The 20908-nt window shown below is 39.9% G+C and carries 15 protein-coding genes; 4 read left to right on the forward strand and 11 right to left on the reverse strand.

Annotated features, from left to right (window positions below):
- Positions 1-220 precede the first annotated feature (220 nt).
- The 6 genes from BT797_RS13405 to ilvG all read right to left on the reverse strand — a co-directional run bounded on the left by BT797_RS13405 (position 221) and on the right by ilvG (position 7568).
- Positions 221-1192, reverse strand: a complete 972-nt coding sequence (locus tag BT797_RS13405; RefSeq protein ID WP_075472359.1) for a glucosaminidase domain-containing protein — start codon at positions 1190-1192, stop codon at positions 221-223.
- A gap of 61 nt (positions 1193-1253) precedes the next feature.
- The gene (gene ald, locus BT797_RS13410; RefSeq protein ID WP_045112282.1) at positions 1254-2369 is read right to left on the reverse strand and encodes an alanine dehydrogenase; all 1116 of its coding nucleotides are present in this window, start codon (positions 2367-2369) and stop codon (positions 1254-1256) included.
- 282 nt (positions 2370-2651) lie between these two features.
- The gene (gene ilvD / locus BT797_RS13415) at positions 2652-4499 is read right to left on the reverse strand and encodes a dihydroxy-acid dehydratase (protein ID WP_075472360.1); all 1848 of its coding nucleotides are present in this window, start codon (positions 4497-4499) and stop codon (positions 2652-2654) included.
- 143 nt (positions 4500-4642) lie between these two features.
- Positions 4643-5572 carry a branched-chain amino acid transaminase gene (locus BT797_RS13420; RefSeq protein ID WP_075472362.1) on the reverse strand — a complete coding sequence of 310 codons (930 nt, stop codon included), beginning with the start codon at positions 5570-5572 and terminating at the stop codon, positions 4643-4645.
- A gap of 93 nt (positions 5573-5665) precedes the next feature.
- A complete protein-coding gene (gene ilvM / locus BT797_RS13425) occupies positions 5666-5923 on the reverse strand; it encodes an acetolactate synthase 2 small subunit (RefSeq protein ID WP_370429912.1) in 258 nt (85 codons plus the stop codon).
- Positions 5910-7568 carry an acetolactate synthase 2 catalytic subunit gene (gene ilvG / locus BT797_RS13430; RefSeq protein ID WP_075472364.1) on the reverse strand — a complete coding sequence of 553 codons (1659 nt, stop codon included), beginning with the start codon at positions 7566-7568 and terminating at the stop codon, positions 5910-5912. The genes ilvM and ilvG overlap by 14 nt, the downstream gene beginning before the upstream one ends.
- 496 nt (positions 7569-8064) lie before the next feature.
- On the opposite strand from ilvG, the gene BT797_RS13435 reads away from it, so the two are divergent.
- From BT797_RS13435 to BT797_RS13450, 4 genes are all read left to right on the forward strand, one after another.
- Positions 8065-9582, forward strand: coding sequence for a YifB family Mg chelatase-like AAA ATPase (locus tag BT797_RS13435; protein ID WP_075472366.1), 1518 nt, complete (start codon positions 8065-8067; stop codon positions 9580-9582).
- Positions 9583-9656: 74 nt separating this feature from the next.
- Entirely contained in the window at positions 9657-10559 is a 903-nt protein-coding gene (locus tag BT797_RS13440) for an acyltransferase (RefSeq protein ID WP_075472368.1), read from the forward strand.
- 49 nt (positions 10560-10608) lie between these two features.
- Positions 10609-11448: an acyltransferase gene (locus BT797_RS13445; protein WP_244534194.1), complete on the forward strand. Its 840-nt coding sequence runs from the start codon at positions 10609-10611 to the stop codon at positions 11446-11448.
- A 236-nt stretch (positions 11449-11684) separates the two neighbouring features.
- Positions 11685-13346, forward strand: coding sequence for an AMP-binding protein (locus tag BT797_RS13450; RefSeq protein ID WP_075472372.1), 1662 nt, complete (start codon positions 11685-11687; stop codon positions 13344-13346).
- 72 nt (positions 13347-13418) lie between these two features.
- On the opposite strand, the gene BT797_RS13455 is transcribed toward BT797_RS13450, so the two are convergent.
- The 5 genes from BT797_RS13455 to BT797_RS13475 all read right to left on the reverse strand — a co-directional run bounded on the left by BT797_RS13455 (position 13419) and on the right by BT797_RS13475 (position 20690).
- A complete protein-coding gene (locus BT797_RS13455) occupies positions 13419-14042 on the reverse strand; it encodes a thiol:disulfide interchange protein DsbA/DsbL (protein WP_045112298.1) in 624 nt (207 codons plus the stop codon).
- A 50-nt stretch (positions 14043-14092) separates the two neighbouring features.
- A complete protein-coding gene (locus BT797_RS13460; protein WP_075472374.1) occupies positions 14093-15082 on the reverse strand; it encodes a serine/threonine protein kinase in 990 nt (329 codons plus the stop codon).
- Positions 15083-15240: 158 nt separating this feature from the next.
- Positions 15241-16647: a cytochrome c oxidase accessory protein CcoG gene (ccoG, locus tag BT797_RS13465; protein ID WP_045112300.1), complete on the reverse strand. Its 1407-nt coding sequence runs from the start codon at positions 16645-16647 to the stop codon at positions 15241-15243.
- A gap of 303 nt (positions 16648-16950) precedes the next feature.
- A complete protein-coding gene (locus tag BT797_RS13470) occupies positions 16951-18378 on the reverse strand; it encodes an aminotransferase-like domain-containing protein (RefSeq protein WP_045112301.1) in 1428 nt (475 codons plus the stop codon).
- Positions 18379-18536: 158 nt separating this feature from the next.
- Positions 18537-20690 (reverse strand): FAD-dependent oxidoreductase, encoded by a 2154-nt coding sequence (locus BT797_RS13475; protein ID WP_045112302.1) that lies wholly within the window; start codon positions 20688-20690, stop codon positions 18537-18539.
- Positions 20691-20908: the final 218 nt, after the last annotated feature.

Consider the following 20908-nt stretch of genomic DNA (forward strand, 5'->3'; position numbering starts at 1 on the left):
CACCAAAAACCCTTATATACTCAAAAGTAGGCATTATATCGATAATAAAAGAAATTAAAAAAACAGGCTTGTTTTAACAAAGGTAGTGATTTGTAGCGTAAATTTAACTTAAGTTACCATTACGGACCAACAAGATAAAAAAATACAGACCATTAAAAATAAGTAACAGATAAAAAGGCACTCAGAAAGGCTCTGAGCACCTCACAAACAAACTAGATGATTATTCTGCTACAGCCGATTTTACTGGTTCTTCTGGCGTTACAGTGTGATTTTCAACATTATCGGCAGCCTTGTTAGACTCAACTATTGTTGAATCACTATTTTTCGCTTCAACAATAGTTGAGTCAGTTGTTAAAGTGATGACATCAGGGAGCACAATCGCTTCTTCTGCATCAATTTCGGTCACTACAGGTTTTGGTGCCGCACATAAACGATAATCTGTATTTTTATTATTTCGCCAGAATTGACGGTTGTGACGGATCATTGCGCGAACTTCTGCAATGTACGCCTCTTTTCTTTCCGAGTAATTAATTAACCCTGCCGCGAGTGCGCAGGCATTAATAACATCGCCGTTTTTACGTAACTCAGAACGGATTTCACGTAGCGGTAAATAACTTTGGTTTCTATTGATATTGCGGAAATATGAACGAACAGACGCCTCGGTCGAATCAAAGCTTGCCACTTCATGCGCAGCCCCTTGCTCGCGTTGATTTGGTACAATCCCACAACCTTTGCTAAAACACCATTGACCAAAGAAGTTATGTCCAAGTTTTGCAAAGCGTGATGAGCCCCAACCAGTCTCATTCGCCGACTGACTAAATACCAGTTCTTCAGGAATAATATCTACGTGTAACAATAATGCATTAATCAAGGCATGGTCATTATTAGTAGTCACCTTATACATGCTGGCCATATCTTGTAGCTGCACTTGCTCTTGTGCTGTTAATGTTGTTTTAGTCTGCCAATGAATGAGCAATGTACGCTCAGCTAATACTTCAGCAGTAACGGTATCAAATGCGGGTTGTAGATAATTAAAGAATGCATTTTTTTTGGCTGTAACATCATTGAACGCAGAAAAATCTGGCACATCTGGTTTTTCGACTTCAATCGCATCATCAGATTTAAGGACAGTATAAAGACCGAACAGACCCAGTCCAGTAAGAAGAAGTAAAGCTGTTATTTTCTTTTGCATATAAAAAAGCACCATTAATAAATAATGGTGCTAATTTAACACGTTATTGCAATAAACTAGATTATAAAATCATGCTCTTTGGTGCAACGAACGGTAGGTTATGTGCTTCTGCAACATCTTGAACAGTTACTTGACCAGCGATAACATTTAAGCCGTTTAGTAAGTGCTCATCTTGTATTAATGCTTCTTTCCAACCTAAGTTAGCAAGTTTGATGATGTACGGTAGTGTTGCATTGTTTAATGCAAACGTAGATGTTTTAGCAACAGCACCAGGCATGTTAGCAACACAATAGTGTACAACATCATCAATAATGTAAGTTGGGTCTTGGTGTGTAGTCGCATGTGAAGTTTCGAAACAACCACCTTGGTCAATCGCAACGTCAACAACAGCAGCACCAGGCTTCATGCGTGAAATTAGGTCTTTAGTTACTAGTTTCGGTGCTGCTGCACCAGGAACTAATACCGCACCAATCACAAGATCAGCTTCTAATACATATTTTTCAATTGCATCGTGTGTAGAATAAACAACTTTCAGACGACCATCAAATTGGTTGTCTAGATTAGCAAGTACAGTAAGGTTACGGTCTAACATAGTTACGCTAGCACCCATACCAACAGCCATTTTCGCCGCATTCATACCAACAACACCGCCGCCGATAACAACAACGTTTGCAGGAGCAACACCCGGTACGCCACCCATAAGAAGACCACAACCACCTTGTGATTTTTCTAATGCTTGTGCACCAGCCTGAATTGACATACGGCCAGCAACAGCAGACATAGGCGCAAGTAATGGTAAACCACCGTTTGCATCCGTTACTGTTTCATAAGCGATACAAACTGCATTACTCTTGATTAGGTCTTCTGTTTGCGCTAAATCAGGTGCAAGGTGTAAATAAGTGAATAACACTTGGCCATCGCGTAACATTGCACGTTCAACAGCTTGTGGCTCTTTTACTTTTACAATCATATCTGCAGTTGCGAAAACTTCAGCAGCAGTTGTTAATATTTTTGCACCAACAGTTTCATAATCGCTGTCGCTAAAACCAATACCAGCACCAGCAAATGTTTCAACATAAACGGTATGGCCATGTGTAATAAGCTCTCGTGCACTTGCAGGAGTCATACCTACGCGATACTCATGGTTTTTAATCTCTTTAGGTACGCCGATAATCATATGCTGCTTACTCCGATTTATGGTTTATTTAACTGGCTGAGAAAAGCTTCTCGATATATAGGTGCAGTATAGACATAGATTAGCAAAATTAATCACTAAAGATCACTCTAATTTTAAGAAAAGTTTATAGAAGATTTGTTAAATCGATGTTGAACAGAAGATAATTTTTTCTGTGAGCAAGATCTCCCTCAAAAAAAAGAGCTCAGTAGTAATCATAGTCGATTATCACTGAGCCCTTGATATAGATCATTGAGAATTGTTCGATAATACTAACGAGGTAGGTTAGATCATATTTCGATCGCGTACCGCACCTTTATCTGCACTTGTCGCAAAATGACCGTAAATACGCAATGCTTGTGTTACTTTTCGTTTGCGCTTCTCAACTGGTTTCCAAGCTAATTCCCCGCGGCTTTCCATTTCAGTACGGCGCGCAGCAAGTACATCATCAGCAACCACAAGATTCATCGAACGTTCTGGAATATTAATATCAATAATATCACCATCTTCAACTAGACCGATCAAACCGCCACTTGCAGCTTCTGGTGAAGCATGACCAATAGACAAGCCCGACGTACCACCCGAAAAACGACCATCAGTAATAAGCGCACACGCTTTACCAAGTCCCATAGATTTCAAATAACTGGTTGGGTATAGCATTTCTTGCATACCTGGACCACCTTTCGGCCCTTCATAACGAATAACAACCACATCACCAGCTTTAATTTCACTGGCTAAAATGGCACTAACCGCAGAGTCTTGGCTTTCAAATACCCGCGCGGTACCCCGGAACAATAAGTTATCATCCTCGACCCCCGCAGTTTTAACTACCGCACCATCAATAGCAATGTTACCAGTTAGTACCGCAAGACCACCTTCTTGGCTATAGGCATTTTCGATTGAACGGATACAACCGTTAGCGCGATCATCATCCAGTGAATCCCAACGGCAATCTTGGCTGAAGGCTTTCGTGGTACGGATACCAGCAGGACCCGCCGAATACATTTTCTTCACCGCGTCAGATTCGGTTGTGACAATATCAAACTTAGCCAACTGCTCAGCCATCGTCATGCCCATTACGGTCATATTGTCAGTATGCAATAAACCCGCACGATTCAATTCAGCCAAGATCCCCATCACACCACCGGCGCGATGCACATCTTCCATATGATAGAGCGGTGTTGATGGGGCCACTTTACATAACTGCGGCACTTTACGTGATAATGCATCCATATCCGCTAAGTTATAATCAACTTCACCTTCAATTGCAGCAGCGATTAAATGCAATACCGTATTGGTTGAACCACCCATTGCAATATCCAGTGTCATCGCATTTTCAAAGGCGTCACGATTAGCAATATTACGCGGTAATACCGATTCATCATCTTGCTCATAATAGCGCTTACACAGATCAACAATACGACGACCAGCATTTAAGAACAATTCTTCACGATCAGCGTGAGTAGCAACTAGTGAGCCATTACCCGGTTGTGATAAACCTAATGCTTCTGTTAAACAGTTCATTGAGTTGGCAGTAAACATACCTGAACATGAACCACACGTTGGGCATGCGCTACGTTCTACTTTTTCAACATCTTCATCTGACACATTTTTATCTGCGCCCATTACCATGGCATCCACTAAGTCTAATTTAATGATCTGATCTGATAATTTAGTTTTACCGGCTTCCATCGGGCCACCGGAAATAAAGATAACAGGAATATTAAGACGCAACGCGGCCATTAACATACCTGGGGTGATCTTGTCGCAGTTAGAAATACACACAAGTGCATCCGCACAGTGCGCATTAACCATATATTCAACAGAATCAGCAATCAGATCACGTGATGGTAAGCTATATAGCATGCCGTCGTGACCCATCGCGATACCATCATCAATCGCAATGGTATTAAATTCTTTAGCGATACCGCCAGATTTCAAAATTTCGTCCGCGACCAATTGTCCCATATCTTTTAAATGTACGTGACCAGGAACAAATTGGGTAAATGAATTGGCAATGGCAATAATCGGTTTGCCGAAATCTTCTTCTCGGGTACCAGTTGCACGCCACAAGGCGCGAGCACCGGCCATATTACGACCTTGGGTAGATGTTGCAGAACGCAGTTTAGGCATCGGTTCTCTCCATGAAACAAAATAAACAGTTAATATAAAGGAGGCAAATCTGTGCCTCACCTTAATAATCAAATCGACTTATCGTCGTAAGTAGGTGTTAACAACACCCACTTATATATATAGCAGTAATATAAATTGAACGATTAGCTTGGATCTGCCACGTAATCCAACCAACCCCACTTATCTTCACTTTGACCTTTAATCAAAGCAAAATAAGCTGTCTGTAGTCGCTCTGTAATTGGGCCACGTTTACCCCTGCCAATGTCAATACGATCAACAGAACGTACTGGAACCACTTCCGCAGCTGTACCGCACATGAACATCTCATCAGCTAAGTACATAGCTTCACGGGCAATCGGTTCTTCACGCACTTCATAGCCAAAGTCACGAGCCAGTACCATTAAGGTATTTCGCGTTAAACCAGGTAAGATGCATGCCGTTGTCGGCGGAGTATGAATAACCCCATTTTTCACGAAGAACAAGTTTTCACCCGCGCCTTCAGAAATAGTGCCGTTCACATCCAATGCAATACCTTCAGCGTAACCATGACGCTTCGCTTCAGATGAGATCAGTTGTGATGATAAATAGTTACCACCGGCTTTGGCACCAGTTGGGATCGTATTAGGTGCTAAGCGATTCCAAGAGGTAACACAAACATCAACGCCTTCCTCTAAACTTTCATCGCCCAAGTAAGCCCCCCAGCTCATTGCAGCAACAAGCGCCTCGCATACTGTGGATTTAGGTGTTAAACCCAATCCAACATTACCAATATAAGCCAGAGGACGTAGGTAAGCATTGGTAAGGCCATTGGCTAATACCGCATCTTTACAGGCTTGTTCTATTTCTTGTTTTGAATAAGGGATGGACCAGCCATAAATCTTAGCCGAATCAAATAGACGTTGAACATGTTCTTTCAAACGGAAAATAGCGGGACCTTTTGGCGTATCATATGCACGAATACCTTCAAAGACCGATGATCCATAATGCAATGCATGCGTAAATACACTCACTTGAGCCTGAGACTCAGGTACCATCTTTCCATTAAACCAAACTTGCTGTTCAGTATTCGCCATAATTGCTTCTTCCTTTATGCTGTAATTTTATATTATTTTAAATAACACCAGCTCTTGCATCCTGCAATGCAAACCAGTGTTTTCAATAAAGTGTTATATTGTAGTAATGTGCTGAACGCTTAGTTTACGCACATCAAATAACTTATCTAACTGTTTATAGAGTAGGTCAATCCCGCGATCACCCGATACTGTAACCGTAATCTTTATGCTATTGCAATCATTCATTTGTACCGAATTCATGCTACTAATACGAAAGCCTCGATGACGAATAACACGTAATACTCGCTCTAAAATTTCGAGTGTGTTGGTGGCATCAATCACCACTTCATGCACTTGCTTAACACTCATCATATTGCTCCAACATCTCGCCGTTATTTACTCCAGGTGGCACTAATGGCCATACATTTTCTTGCTCTGAAATTTGAACATGCAAAAAGTACGCGCCATTACTGGCCAGCATACGATCAATCGCAGGCTGCACCTGTTCTTTAACAATCACCGTTTCTCCCGGAATACCGCATGCAGCCGCTAACGCCACGAAGTCTGGATTATCATCAAGAATAGTTTGTGATAAACGACCATCAAAAAACAGCGTTTGCCATTGGCGCACCATACCGAGGCGTTGATTATCGATTAATACAATCTTCACTGGTAATTTAGCTCGGTTAATAGTCGCTAGTTCTTGAATGTTCATCATAATAGAACCATCTCCCGTAACCACAACCGGCATAGCATCAGGACGCGCGAGTGCCGCACCAACAGCCGCCGGTAACCCAAAACCCATGGTGCCAAAACCCGCACTGGATAATAAATTTTCAGGTTGGGTAAATGTCATATGTTGCGCAGTCCACATCTGGTGCTGACCAACATCGCACGCAACAAGATGGTCTTCAGGTAAACTGGCAGACAATTGTTTCAATAACAAAGGGGCATAGATAGCAATGCCAGGGTGATCATAGCGAAAAGCTGTGTCAACTTTCATTTCGAGGGTATGTAAACGCCAAGGTGCAATATCCAAGGTCATTTTTAACGCCGGTAGAATGAGTTTTAAATCAGTCGTGATAGCAACATTAGCAACGCGTAATTTATTGTGCTCACAAGCATCAATATCCAAATGGATCACTTTGGCATGTGGCGCAAACTCATCAAGCTTACCGGTTACCCGGTCATCAAAACGCGCACCGACCGCAATCAACAGATCACTTTCTTGCACCGCTAAATTAGCCGCTTTCAGACCATGCATCCCTAGCATACCCAAATAATAAGGGTGTTCAGAATCGGCACTACCAATACCCTTTAGCGTGCTAACCATCGGAATATCTAATGCTGCCGCTAATTCACGTAGTTCAGGTACCGCGTTCGCCATACCGACACCACCGCCAACATACAACACAGGTTTTTTAGCCGCATGTAATAATGCACGTGCTGCAGCAACTTCTTCATCAACTAAGCCATCTAATGGGGGTAATACTGGTAATTCAGATACCGTCTCATACGCCATTTCTGCCAGCTGAATATCTTTAGGGATATCAATTAATACAGGACCAGGACGGCCAGTTGTCGCAATCGTAAATGCTTCGGCAATAATACGATCTAAATCATTTTGATCTTCAACCAAAAAGCTGTGTTTAGTACACGATAACGTCATGCCAAGAATATCCACTTCTTGAAACGTATCCACACCAATCAAGGCGCTCGGCACTTGCCCAGTGAACGCAACAACAGGGATCGAATCAGCCATTGCTTCCGCTAAACCTGTCACTAAGTTAGTTGCACCTGGACCTGAAGTCGCAATACATACACCGACTCTAGCGCCAGCACGCGCATAACCCAATGCCGCCATGATTGCACCTTGCTCATGTCGCGCTAATAAATGCGCTACGCCACCATCATATAACGCATCATACAATGGCATTATCGCACCGCCAGGATAACCAAATACTTGGGTTACTCCCTGTTTACGTAAAGCATTTACAATAAACTCTGTTGCTTTCATTAATCCACATCCCTTTAAACATCATTCTTGTAAATCGTTAAACGCCAAACAAAAAAAAACCCCGGTTATTTACCGAGGTTTTCTTATTGCTGGATTAAGCTTATTTTCGCTTAGCAGTAAGTCCCCGGCTTGGTAATTTAATAATTACCACCAGAATGCTGACCACAATAATAAGACGCGAAGTAAACCCAAACATATAACTAATCCAACAACTATATAAAATTTTATGATTCATTATTAGCATGGTGAATTTATTTAAGCAAGGCTTTAACCGCGCATAAAATAACTAAAATAACTAAATAAATGCACAGTAACCATTCAAAATGTTGAATAACAAACAAATAACAGCTTAAAAATTCACACATGACAAGCATCACAAAATAGACTATGGCAAATAGGCCTTGCTTAAGGTTTTAAAATAATCCACCTAATTCAAACATACTTATTGTTAATTACACTAAGGTATAAATACAATCATAAAAGCCAAGGATGATTAATGAGTTTAGCCGTGATCTATAGCCGTGCAATTTTAGGTATCAATGCGCCTTTAATTACCATTGAAGTTCACATCAGCGAAGGACTACCAGGCTTTACCATTGTCGGCCTACCAGAAACATCGGTGAAAGAAGCCAAAGATCGCGTGCGTAGTGCCTTGATGAATTCTAATTTTGTAATGCCAGCCAAACGGATCACCGTCAATTTGGGACCAGCAGATCTACCAAAAGAAGGCAGCCGTTATGATTTACCGATTGCTATCGCGATTTTAATCGCATCACAACAAGTCACGACTAATCGACATCAACAATTAGAATTTATTGGTGAACTCTCTTTATCCGGTAAATTACGAACTTGCCGTGGCACAATCCCGAGTATCATCGCGGGTAAAAAAGCCCAACGCAGTACAATAATTCCCTTTGATAATGGCCATGAAGCAGCACTTATCGACAATGCCACTTGTTTCACCGCCACGGACTTACAACAGGTATGTACACATTTAACGGATCAACAAAAATTACCCACCGCACAACGAGCAACGTCCGAAATTATAACATCAGCAAGTCAACACGATATGCAAGACATTATCGGTCAGCAAAGTGCCAAACGAGCCTTAGAGATCTGCGCAGCAGGTAATCATAATTTATTGTTGTTTGGTCCTCCCGGGACAGGTAAAACCATGTTGGCCAGTCGCTTAACCAGTATTCAACCTGATATGACTGAACAAGAAGCACTCGAATGCGCAGCGATAAAATCGATTAGTGGCGGCGAGTTTGTTGCCCAAGATTGGTGCCGCCGCCCTTTTCGAACTCCGCACCATACCTCCTCAGCGGTCGCGCTAGTCGGTGGTGGTCGAAACCCGAGACCGGGAGAAATAACTCTCGCGCATAATGGCGTGTTATTTTTAGACGAACTACCAGAATACCAGCGTAAAGCGCTCGACTCTTTACGCGAACCTCTAGAAGCAGGGCAGATCACAATCTCCCGGGCCAACCAACAAGTCGACTTCCCCGCTAATTTCCAATTAATAGGCGCACTAAATCCATCGCCTTCGGGCTATTATGACAATAATAAATTTGGTGGTAACAATAGCCAGGTGGCAAAATATTTAAGCAAATTATCAGGTCCCTTCTTAGACCGCTTTGATCTGACAATTGAAGTCCCCGCATTACCAAAGGGCAGTTTAACGGAGCAAGGACAGCGCGGAGAAAACAGTGAACAAATTAAACAAAGGGTAAGTGCAGCACAAACAACTCAACGTCAACGCAGCAATAAATTAAACGACGCTTTGTCCAGTAAAGACATTGAACGGTATTGCCCATTACAACATCAAGATGCGATCTTTTTAGAACTGGCCATTGATAAAATGGGCCTATCAACACGGGCATTTCATAAGATAATCAAGGTCGCTCGTACCATTGCTGATTTGAACAATTGTATAGATATCAATAAATCACATTTACTTGAAGCACTCTCTTATCGTGCGATGGATCGTTTATTACAACAAATAAATGTTTAATAATTTCAGTTTTTGTTTGGCATAACGTGATGATAGTTTTATCATTTCATCTCACATCACACCAAGGCCATATTATGTTATCAACATTCACACAAAAGGTGGCAGGCGCCATTGCATTTCTCTGTTACCTGTTAAATACCATATTTTGGTTGATCCCTATTGTTATTTTTTCGCTGTTAAAAAGTATTATTCCGTTTAAAACGGCACAAAGAGTACTGAATCATTTACTTGATGGCTGTGCGTCAAACTGGGTATCTGTAAACGGGATAACACAACAACTAATTGGTAACCCAAATATCCAAGTAAATAGTGCAGAAGGGTTATCATTAAATAAGTGGTATATGGTCATTTCGAACCATCAATCTTGGGTCGATATTCTGGTTTTACAGCGAGTACTAAACGGTAAGATCCCCTTTCTAAAATTTTTCTTAAAAAAAGAACTTATCTGGGTTCCTTTTTTAGGTCTGGCTTGGTGGGCTCTCGACTTTCCATTCATGAAACGTTACAACAAAAAGTTTTTAGCTAAGAACCCACACATGCGTGGTAAAGACATTGAAACAACTAAAAAAGCCTGTGCTAAATTCAAACATAAACCAGTCAGTGTAATGAATTTTGTTGAAGGCACCCGCTTTACTCAGCATAAACACAGCCAACAGGCATCGACATTTAGTCATTTATTAAAACCTAAAGCGGGGGGGATCGCCTTTGCTCTCGATGCGATGAATGGCCAACTTGATACCCTTGTCAATGTGACTATTTACTACCCGCAAGGTATTCCAACTTTTTGGGAGTTTATTAGCGGTCAAGTACAACAAATCCAAGTACAAATTACCACACAAGAAATTAACGCAAGTTATATGGGTGATTATCTCAATGATAAAGCCTTCCAGACTAATTTTCAGCAATGGATAAATGAATTATGGATAAATAAAGATCTGGAATTAGAAGAACTTAAACAGGCACAGTTAAATGATTAATTTTCTACCCTCGTTCGTATTAATGGTAATAAGTACTGTATTAGTGGCCATGAATATTATTTGTTCATTAACCTTAATTACCCTGACCGGCTTAATTAAGTTAATTTTACCGATAGCCCCCGTACAGAGAGCGACCCATAAGCTAGCGGATATGTTGTTGGGAATTTGGGCCAGGATAAATACTTGGATGATCAAGTTAATTAATAAAGTCGAATGGGATATAGAGATCAAAGGTGATTTAAGTAAAGATAAGTGGTATTTGCTGATATCTAATCATTACAGTTGGACAGATATTGTTGTTCTATTTTCAGTTTTCGCCCATAAAATCCCACTACCTAAATTTTTTGTAAAACAAGAGATCTTGTATGTTCCCTTTGTTGGCAGTGCTTGCTGGGCATTAGATATGCCGTTTATGAAGCGTTATAACAAACACAAGATCGCTAAAAAACCCCATTTAAAAGCTCAAGATATGGAAAGCACACGTCAAGCGTGTAGAAAAGCCAAGTTATCACCGACGACCATAGTAAACTTTGCCGAAGGCACACGCTTTACCAAGGACAAAAAACAACAAACCAAGTCTCCATATCGTTATTTACTACCACCAAAATCAGGTGGCATAGCACTGTCATTAGCATCAATGGGAACAACCTTTGATCAAATATTAAATGTCACCATTATTTATCCTGATAATCCTGATTCACCTTTTAAAGATCTATTACAAGGAAAATTAAAACGTATTGTTATTCGCGTTGACACAATGCCAATCACCCCAGAACTACAAGGTGACTATGAGAACAACCGTGAATTTAAGCAACAATTTCAACAATGGGTAACCAATATCTGGAAGACAAAAGACAACTTAATCGCAACACATAGACAACAAAACTAACAATTAAATCTACAACAATATAATTATTATTTTGTGCGCCACTTCATTTTAATTTAAAAAAAGCCCAATAATATAACGCTTTAGGGGTAATAAAAGACATAAAAACTGCCATGAATAGAGCCTTAATTCTAAAATGACATAGAGATCTCACTTTTGATTTAATCTTAAACGGAACAAGGTGTAACATGCTATAACTGTTAAGGCATTGTTGCATTAATCTTTTTTTGGGATCACATATGAGCACATTAGCACTAAACTTAAACACACCTCTCGATGCCTTATTGCACTGGGAAAAGCATCGTGCCAATGAGGTATATTTACGCCAACCTATTAATGGGACATTTCACGAGTTCACGTGGTCTCAAGTTGCAGACCAAACAAAACGTATTGCTCAAGCACTGCAATCACTTGGATTAACACCAGGTGACAAAATAGCAATTTTGGCAAAAAATAGCGCCGAATGGTTTATTAACGATTTAGCAATCATGTACGCGGGTTATATTAGCGTGCCAATTTACTCAACAGCAAATGCAAAAACAATCAACTATGTATTAGAGCACAGTGAAGCAAAAGTTCTGTTTATTGGTAAGTTAGATAACTATCAAAGTCTAGAAGGGAAACTACCTGCAGACGTAATTACCATTAGTTACCCTTATGAGACACTTACTTGTCAATATAAATGGAATGATCTGCTAGAGCAACACCAGCCATTAGCAACACCAGCACACATCAACCTTGAAGACTTAATGTCAATTATTTATACCTCAGGTAGTACTGGTAATCCGAAAGGCGTAATGATCACGTTTGCTGCATTCAAATCTGCATCGCAAAATATTGTCTCTAGCTTAGGCATTATTCCAGGCGACAGATTACTGTCTTATTTACCACTCGCACACATTACTGAACGTGTTTATATTGAAGGTAGTAGTATTTATGCCGGTGAAGGTGTGGTTTCCTTTGTTGAGTCACTTGACACCTTCGTCAGTAATATTCAGTCTGTAGAGCCAACGTTGTTCATTTCAGTACCACGTCTATGGACTCGTTTCCAAATGGGCGTATTACAAAAAATGCCTGCACATAAACTTAACTTCCTACTAAAAATCCCATTTGTTAATGGTTTAGTAAGAGCTAAAATTAAACGTGGTCTAGGTTTACAGCATGCTCGTATGCTTGGCTGTGGTTCAGCGGCAGTATCACCATCATTATTAAAATGGTACGAACGCCTTGGTTTAAATATTACCGAAGCATGGGGCATGACAGAAAATCTTGCTTACGGCACGTTAAACCATCCATTCAACTCACAAAAAATAGGAACCATTGGTAAACCTGGTGCAGGTGTTGATCTAAAAATCTCTGAGATTGGCGAAATTTTAGTGAAAGGTGATGGCCTAATGAGTGGTTATTACAAAGATGAAGCACAGACCAAAGAATCATTCGATGAAGAAGGTTACTTCAAAACTGGTGATAAAGGTGAAATCGATAGCAATGGTTATGTAAAAATTACTGGTCGCGTAAAAGACATCTTCAAGACTTCAAAAGGTAAGTACGTAACACCTGTGCCAATTGAATGTAAGTTTGGTGAAAACCCAAATATTGAGCAGATCTGTATTACCGGTACAGCCTTAACACAACCTGTAGCATTAGTGGTGTTATCACCAGAAGCGCGTGAACTAGGTCAAGAAGCGATGACAACGAATCTTGAAGAAACACGCCAACATATTAATAAATCATTAGAATCACATGCACGCATTGGTCATATTATTGTTTTAAAAGATGAATGGACAGTGGATAATGGTTTGCTAACACCAACACTTAAATTTAAGCGTCATGAACTAGAAAGCCGTTTTAAACCTTTCTACGAAGAGAATCACCAAGATAAGATTGTTTGGGAACAGTAAGCTTAAATATTAATTCTAATAAATAAAAGGACGCAATCGCGTCCTTTTTTAATACCTAAAACCGAACCAAAATTAATCCGTTTTTGCTGCTAGGTATTTAATAAGTTCAGTTAGCTTAACGTTGAACTCTTCACCACGCGCTTGAATACTCCCCATATTAATTTGGTATTTACCATTAACGATTAATGCTGGTACACCACGGATATTTTTCTTAGCCGTATTTTTATCCATGCGTGCAACTTTGCCATTCACAGCAAAGCTATTCACTGCAGCATCAAATTTCTTACCATCGATACCAGCATCAGTAAATACAGTACGGATATCATCACGACCAGAGAAACGACGCTTTTGCTCATGAATCGCAGTAAAGATAGCAGATGACATTTGATGTTCAACATTCAACAACTCTGCAGTCGCAAATGCTTTCTGCATTTCAATACCCATTTCACGGCCAATAAAAGCAACGTGATTTTTTTCTACTTTAATATCGCTACCAGCAAGACGTTTTGTCACATCAGTCATAATAGGTTCGAACTTATTACAGTGTGGGCAATAATACGAAAAGTATTCAGCAACTTGCGGTTTTGGTGTAGCCTGCTCAGCGATAACATCATAATGTACACCTTCTTTGAACTGTGCAGCATTCGCAAAGGGTAAAAATAACATTGCAGTGATCAATATAAATAATTTTTTCATTATTTTCCTTCCTGAAAATTTAAATTAGACATTATTAACTGTACAAAAAATTAGTAATTAGGTATGAGAGATAACGGCGGTTTTTGCATATTATCAATCTGTTCATGTAAAAACCTTACCTGTTGTTGCCAATAATCATCATCGGTAAACCAAGCAAAATGGCGACTAAAAGCAGGATCATCCCAACGTTTAGCAATCCATCCCATGTAGTTCATCATACGCATCGCACGTAGTGGTTCAATTAGCTTCAGCTGTTTTGGATCAAAAGAACAGAATTCTTCATAGCCTTCTAACATCACTTCTAATTGTAATAATTGTTCATGACGTTCTCCATGCAGCATCATCCATATATCTTGTACCGCGGGTCCTTGACGACAATCGTCAAAATCCAATAATGTAACCTTATCACGCCACAAAATATTACCCGCATGTAAATCACCATGTAAACGAATTAGCTGCTTATCGTCCGGCTTATATTGCAGCGTAATTTCTTTCTCCAACGCATCATACACATCAAAAAATGATGTTTCTAAATGCTTAGGTACAAAGTTATTCTGCTGTAATATCAACTTTGGGGTGTGCACAAACTCGGCTATCGATAATGTTGGTCGATACAAAAATGGTTGCTTACTTGCTAATTGATGAACACGGCCCAAGTTGCGTCCTACCGATTCCAATGCATCGAGGTTATCCACTTCAATAGGACGCCCACCCGCACTTGGAAAAATAGCAAAGCGGTATCCCTGATAAATGAATAGGCTACAACCATCAAATTGTAACGGTGCAACAACATCGATATCAGCTACCTGTAACTGTAGAGAAAAATCGTGTTCTTCTTGGATCTGTTCATCACTCCAACGAACAGGACGATAAAACTTAACCACAAAGCGTTTACGATCTTCATCTAGAAATTGAAACACCCGATTTTCATAGCTATTTAATTCCAATAACCCCGAATCAACACGGATACCGATAGACTCTATCGCATCCAACATAAAGTCAGGGGAAAGCAAACTGTAATCAACAGGCAGTTCTGTCATTTTTTATGTCCTAAAATACTAATATCTATATCCAAATAACCGTCATAGACGTACAACAGATCTTAGATTGGATACAATAATAGCAAGCCCAGTATTACTGGGCTTGCTATTTACTTTAACTTACATTAAACATACCTATTTATAAGCATGTAATGCCGTTATAACTGACTGATAAAGCGACTTTGCTGGGTAAAGACATAATGATCATTACCAAGCTCTGTTATAACAAAGTTTATCTTTATTACTGGTTGTTTTAAATCATAAGGGTCAATGGCTAAACTCACTGGCTGAACGAACAATTCACCCGGCAATACTTCAATTTCACGGGGCCCAAACCACTCATGATCAGGCACGTCGGTAACAGATAAACTGTATTTTTGGGAAAATGATGTTTTATTGATAATCTTAAGTGTATAAGTATTTTCAATATTACCATCGGAATTTTCACGATATAACGCATTTCGATCACGAATAATATCCATTTGTACTGGCGAAATACTCATTACACTCACCGCAAACATGACCGTCATTAATGTCATTACAATACCGTAACCCACCAACTTAAATCTACTTTTCTGATGAGGCTTATTATTTAGGTCATTCTCAGAAGTATAACGGATCAAGCCTTTCGGATAGTTCATGCGTTCCATAGTTTGATCACAGGCATCAATGCAAGCACCGCAGTTAATGCATTCATACTGTAGCCCATCACGAATATCAATACCAGCAGGACAAACTTGAACACATAAATTACAGTCAATACAATCACCTAAGCCTTTCGCTTTATGATCGACCTTACGTGAACGTGGACCTCGTGATTCTCCACGATTAAAATCATAACCGACAATTAATGTATCGGTATCAAACATAGCAGATTGGAAACGTGCGTATGGGCACATATGCGTACACATAATACTGCGCATCCAGCCAGCATTACCATAAGTACAAAATGCAAAAAATAATACCCAGAAGTACACCGAGCTACTAGCCTGAAGGGTAAAAAACTCAGTATACAGGTCCAAAATTGGCACAAAATAAGCCATAAATGCAAGCCCCGTAAACACCGAAAAACTTAACCATGCAGTGTGCTTAAGCACTTTCTTCTTTACTTTATCAGCGGTTATTGGGCCTTGATTTAACCTCAAACGTTTATTTGCTGAACCTTCAATTTTCTCTTCAAACCAAATGAAAATAAAGGTCCAAATAGTTTGTGGGCACATAAAACCACACCAAACTCGGCCAAGGTAAGCGGTGACAAAAAATAATGCGAATGCGCCAACAATAAGGAGCAAAGCTAATAACATTAAATCTTGAGGGAAAATCGTTAAAGCAAAAATATGAATACGTTGCTCAACGATGTTTAATAGGATCGCCTGATGTCCATCCCACTGGAACAAAGGTAATGCTAAAAACAGCACCATAAAAAACCAACCCACGTATTTTCGCAATCGCTGAAATACGCCACTCATGTTCCTTACGTAAATATGATTATCAGGACCGACGTTGGTATATTTAGGTTTAACTTTAGGGGTTATATCTTTTATATTTATGCGTTCTTCAGACATTATATGCTCCTTATTTTTATGTCTTCAATTATATCAAAGAAGCTAAACAAGTCGCTATAATCATCAGACTTATCTCACACTTATTAATTTAATCAAACACTTATTACAATAGTAAGACTTACAGACAGGTTTAAAAGTAAGTTTACATCGCGCCAGTTAATTCATCTCTTAATGGATATAATTATTTATAAACTAGCGGAGGTATTGAAACACAAATAAGGCCCGTAAGCATAGTACAGATCAGTACTAAACTACCCTATAACAGATGCTTTAGTTATAAATAGATACTAGAACAGTTTTTATTTACATTGGGTATGAAGTAATGCACCTAGCTAAGATAATAAGCGCTTGACGTATTTGGTCTGTAAGCAAATAGGAACAATTAATCCTCATGCAGTTTTTGTATTTACCATCACCCGCAAACAAGGTTCCAGGTGCAATACTGATATTATGATTATCTAATAGGATTTTAAGTAACTCACCGGTATTTATATCATCAGGTAAAACAACCCATAAAAAATAACCGCCGCTAGGTCGCGTGATCTTAGTTTCTGCAGGAAAGTATTGCTCAATGGCATGTTGCATTTGCTGCTGCCGAGATTCGAGCTTACGCCTTAATCTACGCAGATGTGCATCATAACGACCATGTAAAACAAATTCAGCAAGCGCTAACTGATTCGGCACTGCAGCAGAAAGTGTTGTCATCAATTGTAGTTGCTCGATTTGTTTCGCATAGCGACCAGCAACTACCCAGCCAACTCTAAAACCAGGAGCTAAACATTTTGAAAATGATGAACAATGTAATACTAATCCTTGCTCATCATACGCTTTAATTGGTTTCGGTTTACGTTCTGAAAAATATAGCTCACTGTAAACATCATCCTCAAGTAAAGGGATCTTTTTTTCGGCTAATAGATTTCGAATCGCTAATTTATTTGCTTCAGGCATCGATGCACCAAGCGGATTTTGATATTTACTCATTAACCAACACGCTTTAATATCATGTAGATTTATCGCCGTTGTGAGTGCGTCTATTGATATCCCCAGCTGTGGGTCAGTCGCTATTTCAACGGCCTTAAGTTGAAGTCGCTCTACCGTTTGCAATACACCATAAAAAGCTGGCGATTCAATAGCAACAGTATCTCCGGGCTTAGTGACAGCCATTAAACTAAGTCCTAATGACTCCATTGCACCAGACGTGATCACGATGTCATCAATAGACACATCAATACCATCACAAATATAACGTTTAGCTATTGCACGGCGTAATAGCACACTGCCAGGCGGAAGCTCTGTCACCGCACTGTGGGCAGGCATAGTTTTAATGGTTTTTGCAAGAGCTTGACCTAACTGTTTCAGTGGAAATAAAGTAGGGTCGGGAAAAGCTGAGCCCAAAGGTACGATATCAGGGCGTTTACAAGCGGTCAGCACTTCAAAGATATGCTCATTAATTTTTATCGAACAATTGATCATCTGGGGGATTAGTGGCTGTGGTATTGCGAGACGATTAAGATGCGCGGCAACAAAATAACCAGAGCGAACTTTGGCATAAATCCATCCTTCCGACTCTAATAACTCATACGCTTTTAAAACAGTCATCGGACTAATGTTTTGAATTTTACTCATCTTACGAATCGAAGGAATACGATCACCAGGTAACCATATTCGTTGTTCAATTTGCAATTGAATTTCAGCCGCTACCGCGTGATAGCGACTTTTTTGTAAAAGCATGAATAATTATCTACCTGAATCTATCGACCTGAAAACATAGCGAACAACCCGTAGTACACTAAAATCGATTAAGTACGAGTGATTATATACGATCTTTTTATAACTATACTATTTTCTCAACTCAGACTCGCTACCTCAACAACGATCCATTACAGATATTAGCTTTTACGCATATAACGATGAAACTTCTCAACCCAGGATAGTAGCTTTTCAGGACTGTTATTACGTTTCCAATTACCCGCAACATATTTATTTGCTTCGCTCAAGGTTGGATACGGATGGATCGTACCTAGTACTTTATTCAGCCCCAATTTATATTTCATTGCTAGCGTATACTCCGCCAACAATTCACCAGCGTGAGTAGCAACGATAGTCACACCAAGAATTTTATCGCTATTTGCTGCGGTAATAACTTTAACAAAACCCTTAGTTTCACCATCAGTAATCGCACGGTCGAGATCATCAATCTCATATTTTGTCACTTGATAAAGTAACCCTGCTTGTTTGGCTTCATTTTCATTTATACCAACGCGAGCCAATTCAGGGTAAGTATAAGTAACCGCAGGAATAACACGGTAGTCAGTGGCGAATTTCTTCACCGAGCCAAATAAGGCATTTACCGCAGCATACCAAGCTTGATGCGCGGCGACATGGGTTAGCTGATACGGTCCAGAAACATCACCAACCGCATATATATTTGGGATCGATGTTTGTTGGAATTCATTAATCTCGATGAGACCGCGATCCGTAATGACTAAATCTAGCGCCTCTAAGCCAAAACCGTGAATATTAGCCTGACGCCCTAGCGCTAAAAATACCTGATCAAACGCAATGGAATCGCCATTCGATAACACAGCTCGATATTGGCCATCTTCACCCACAAAGCGTTCAACTTTATTACCTAACAATGTGGTAACACCATCAGCTTGCAACTCAGCTTGTACTACGGCAACAGCATCGGTATCTTCGCGACCCAGTAATTGTCCCGCCATTTCGACTTGCGTAACGCTCGAACCCAAACGAGAAAAACTTTGCGCTATTTCACATCCGATAGGCCCACCACCTAATACCAATAAACGACTTGGTTGTTCGGTTAATTGCCAAAGTGTATCCGACGTTAAATAAGGTACATCTACTAATCCTGGAATTGACGGGACAATAGGACGAGCCCCGGTTGCTACAACGATATTTTTTGTTGTTAATATCTGTTCACCAATCTGTACGCGCCAAGGATCAATAATATGAGCGTCAGCCGTTAAACATTCGACCCCCATCGCTGAATAACGTGCAATAGAATCATGCGGCTCAATGGTCTTAATCACATTCTGAATACGTCCCATCACATTTTCAAAATGGATTTTTTTAATCTCAGCATCAATACCAAATTCATTTGCACGACCAATTTCAGCGACAGCATGTGCACTACGGATCAATGCTTTAGAAGGCACACATCCCGTATTCAAACAATCACCACCCATTCGGTGCTTTTCAACTAAGGTTACTTTTGATTTAACCGCTGCAGCAATATAAGCGCTAACCAAGCCACCGGCTCCAGCACCAATAATGATCATATTACGATCGTATGATTTTGGTTTATCCCAACGCGCATAGCGCTTTCGCTGAGTAAACATCGCTAACCCACGTTTCGCAATCCAAGGAAAAATAGCTAAGAGTACCAATGCACTTAATAACGACGGTGAAGCGATACCAGATAAACTATTGAGTTCACTTAGTTGCGTACCGGCCCATACATAAACAGCCGTACCAGCTAACATCCCCACTTGGCTAACAAGGTAAAAATTACGGGTACTAATTTTCGTTAATCCCATTAAAATATTGATTAAAAAAAATGGGAATACAGGGATCAAACGCAGCGAGAATAAATAAAAGTTACCTTCTTTTTTCATGCCTTTATTAATCGCATCTAAACGTGCCCCAAACTTCTTTTGCACGTAATCGCGTAATAGATAACGGCTAACTAAAAAAGCCAGTGTTGCACCAATCGAACTAGCAAAAGAAATCAGCAACAACCCATAACCAAAACCGAATAACCCGCCGCCAAGTAACGTCAGTAATACTGCGCCAGGCAATGAGAACCCTGTTATCAACACATAACTAATAAAAAAAACAAACATGGCGAATGCTTGATGCTGACGAATATAACCACCAGAGGTTTGCTGTAACGCTTTGATTTGCTCCAGAGAAGCATATTGGTTTAGATCAAAGCCGTACCACAATGAGAACACTGCAATAATAACGAAAATAATAATTTTTTTACTATGTGATCTTTGCTCACTATCATTACTAGCCATATACCATCATCCTTGCGCTATTTGATCATTCAATCTTATCGTCAGTTTAATTTTGAACTATCACAAAAGTCTCACGACAACCTGTTATTTCTATAATTCATGTTAATTTTCAGCACCGTTCAATAACATTAATTGATCTTTGAGTGTTTATCTACTTGGTAGGATAAGATTTTCTGATAGGTGTCGATCGTATATCTATAATTCCGAAATAGTGAGGG

Origin of the sequence: Moritella viscosa (genome assembly GCF_900120065.1) — a bacterium.
Lineage (GTDB): Bacteria > Pseudomonadota > Gammaproteobacteria > Enterobacterales > Moritellaceae > Moritella > Moritella viscosa.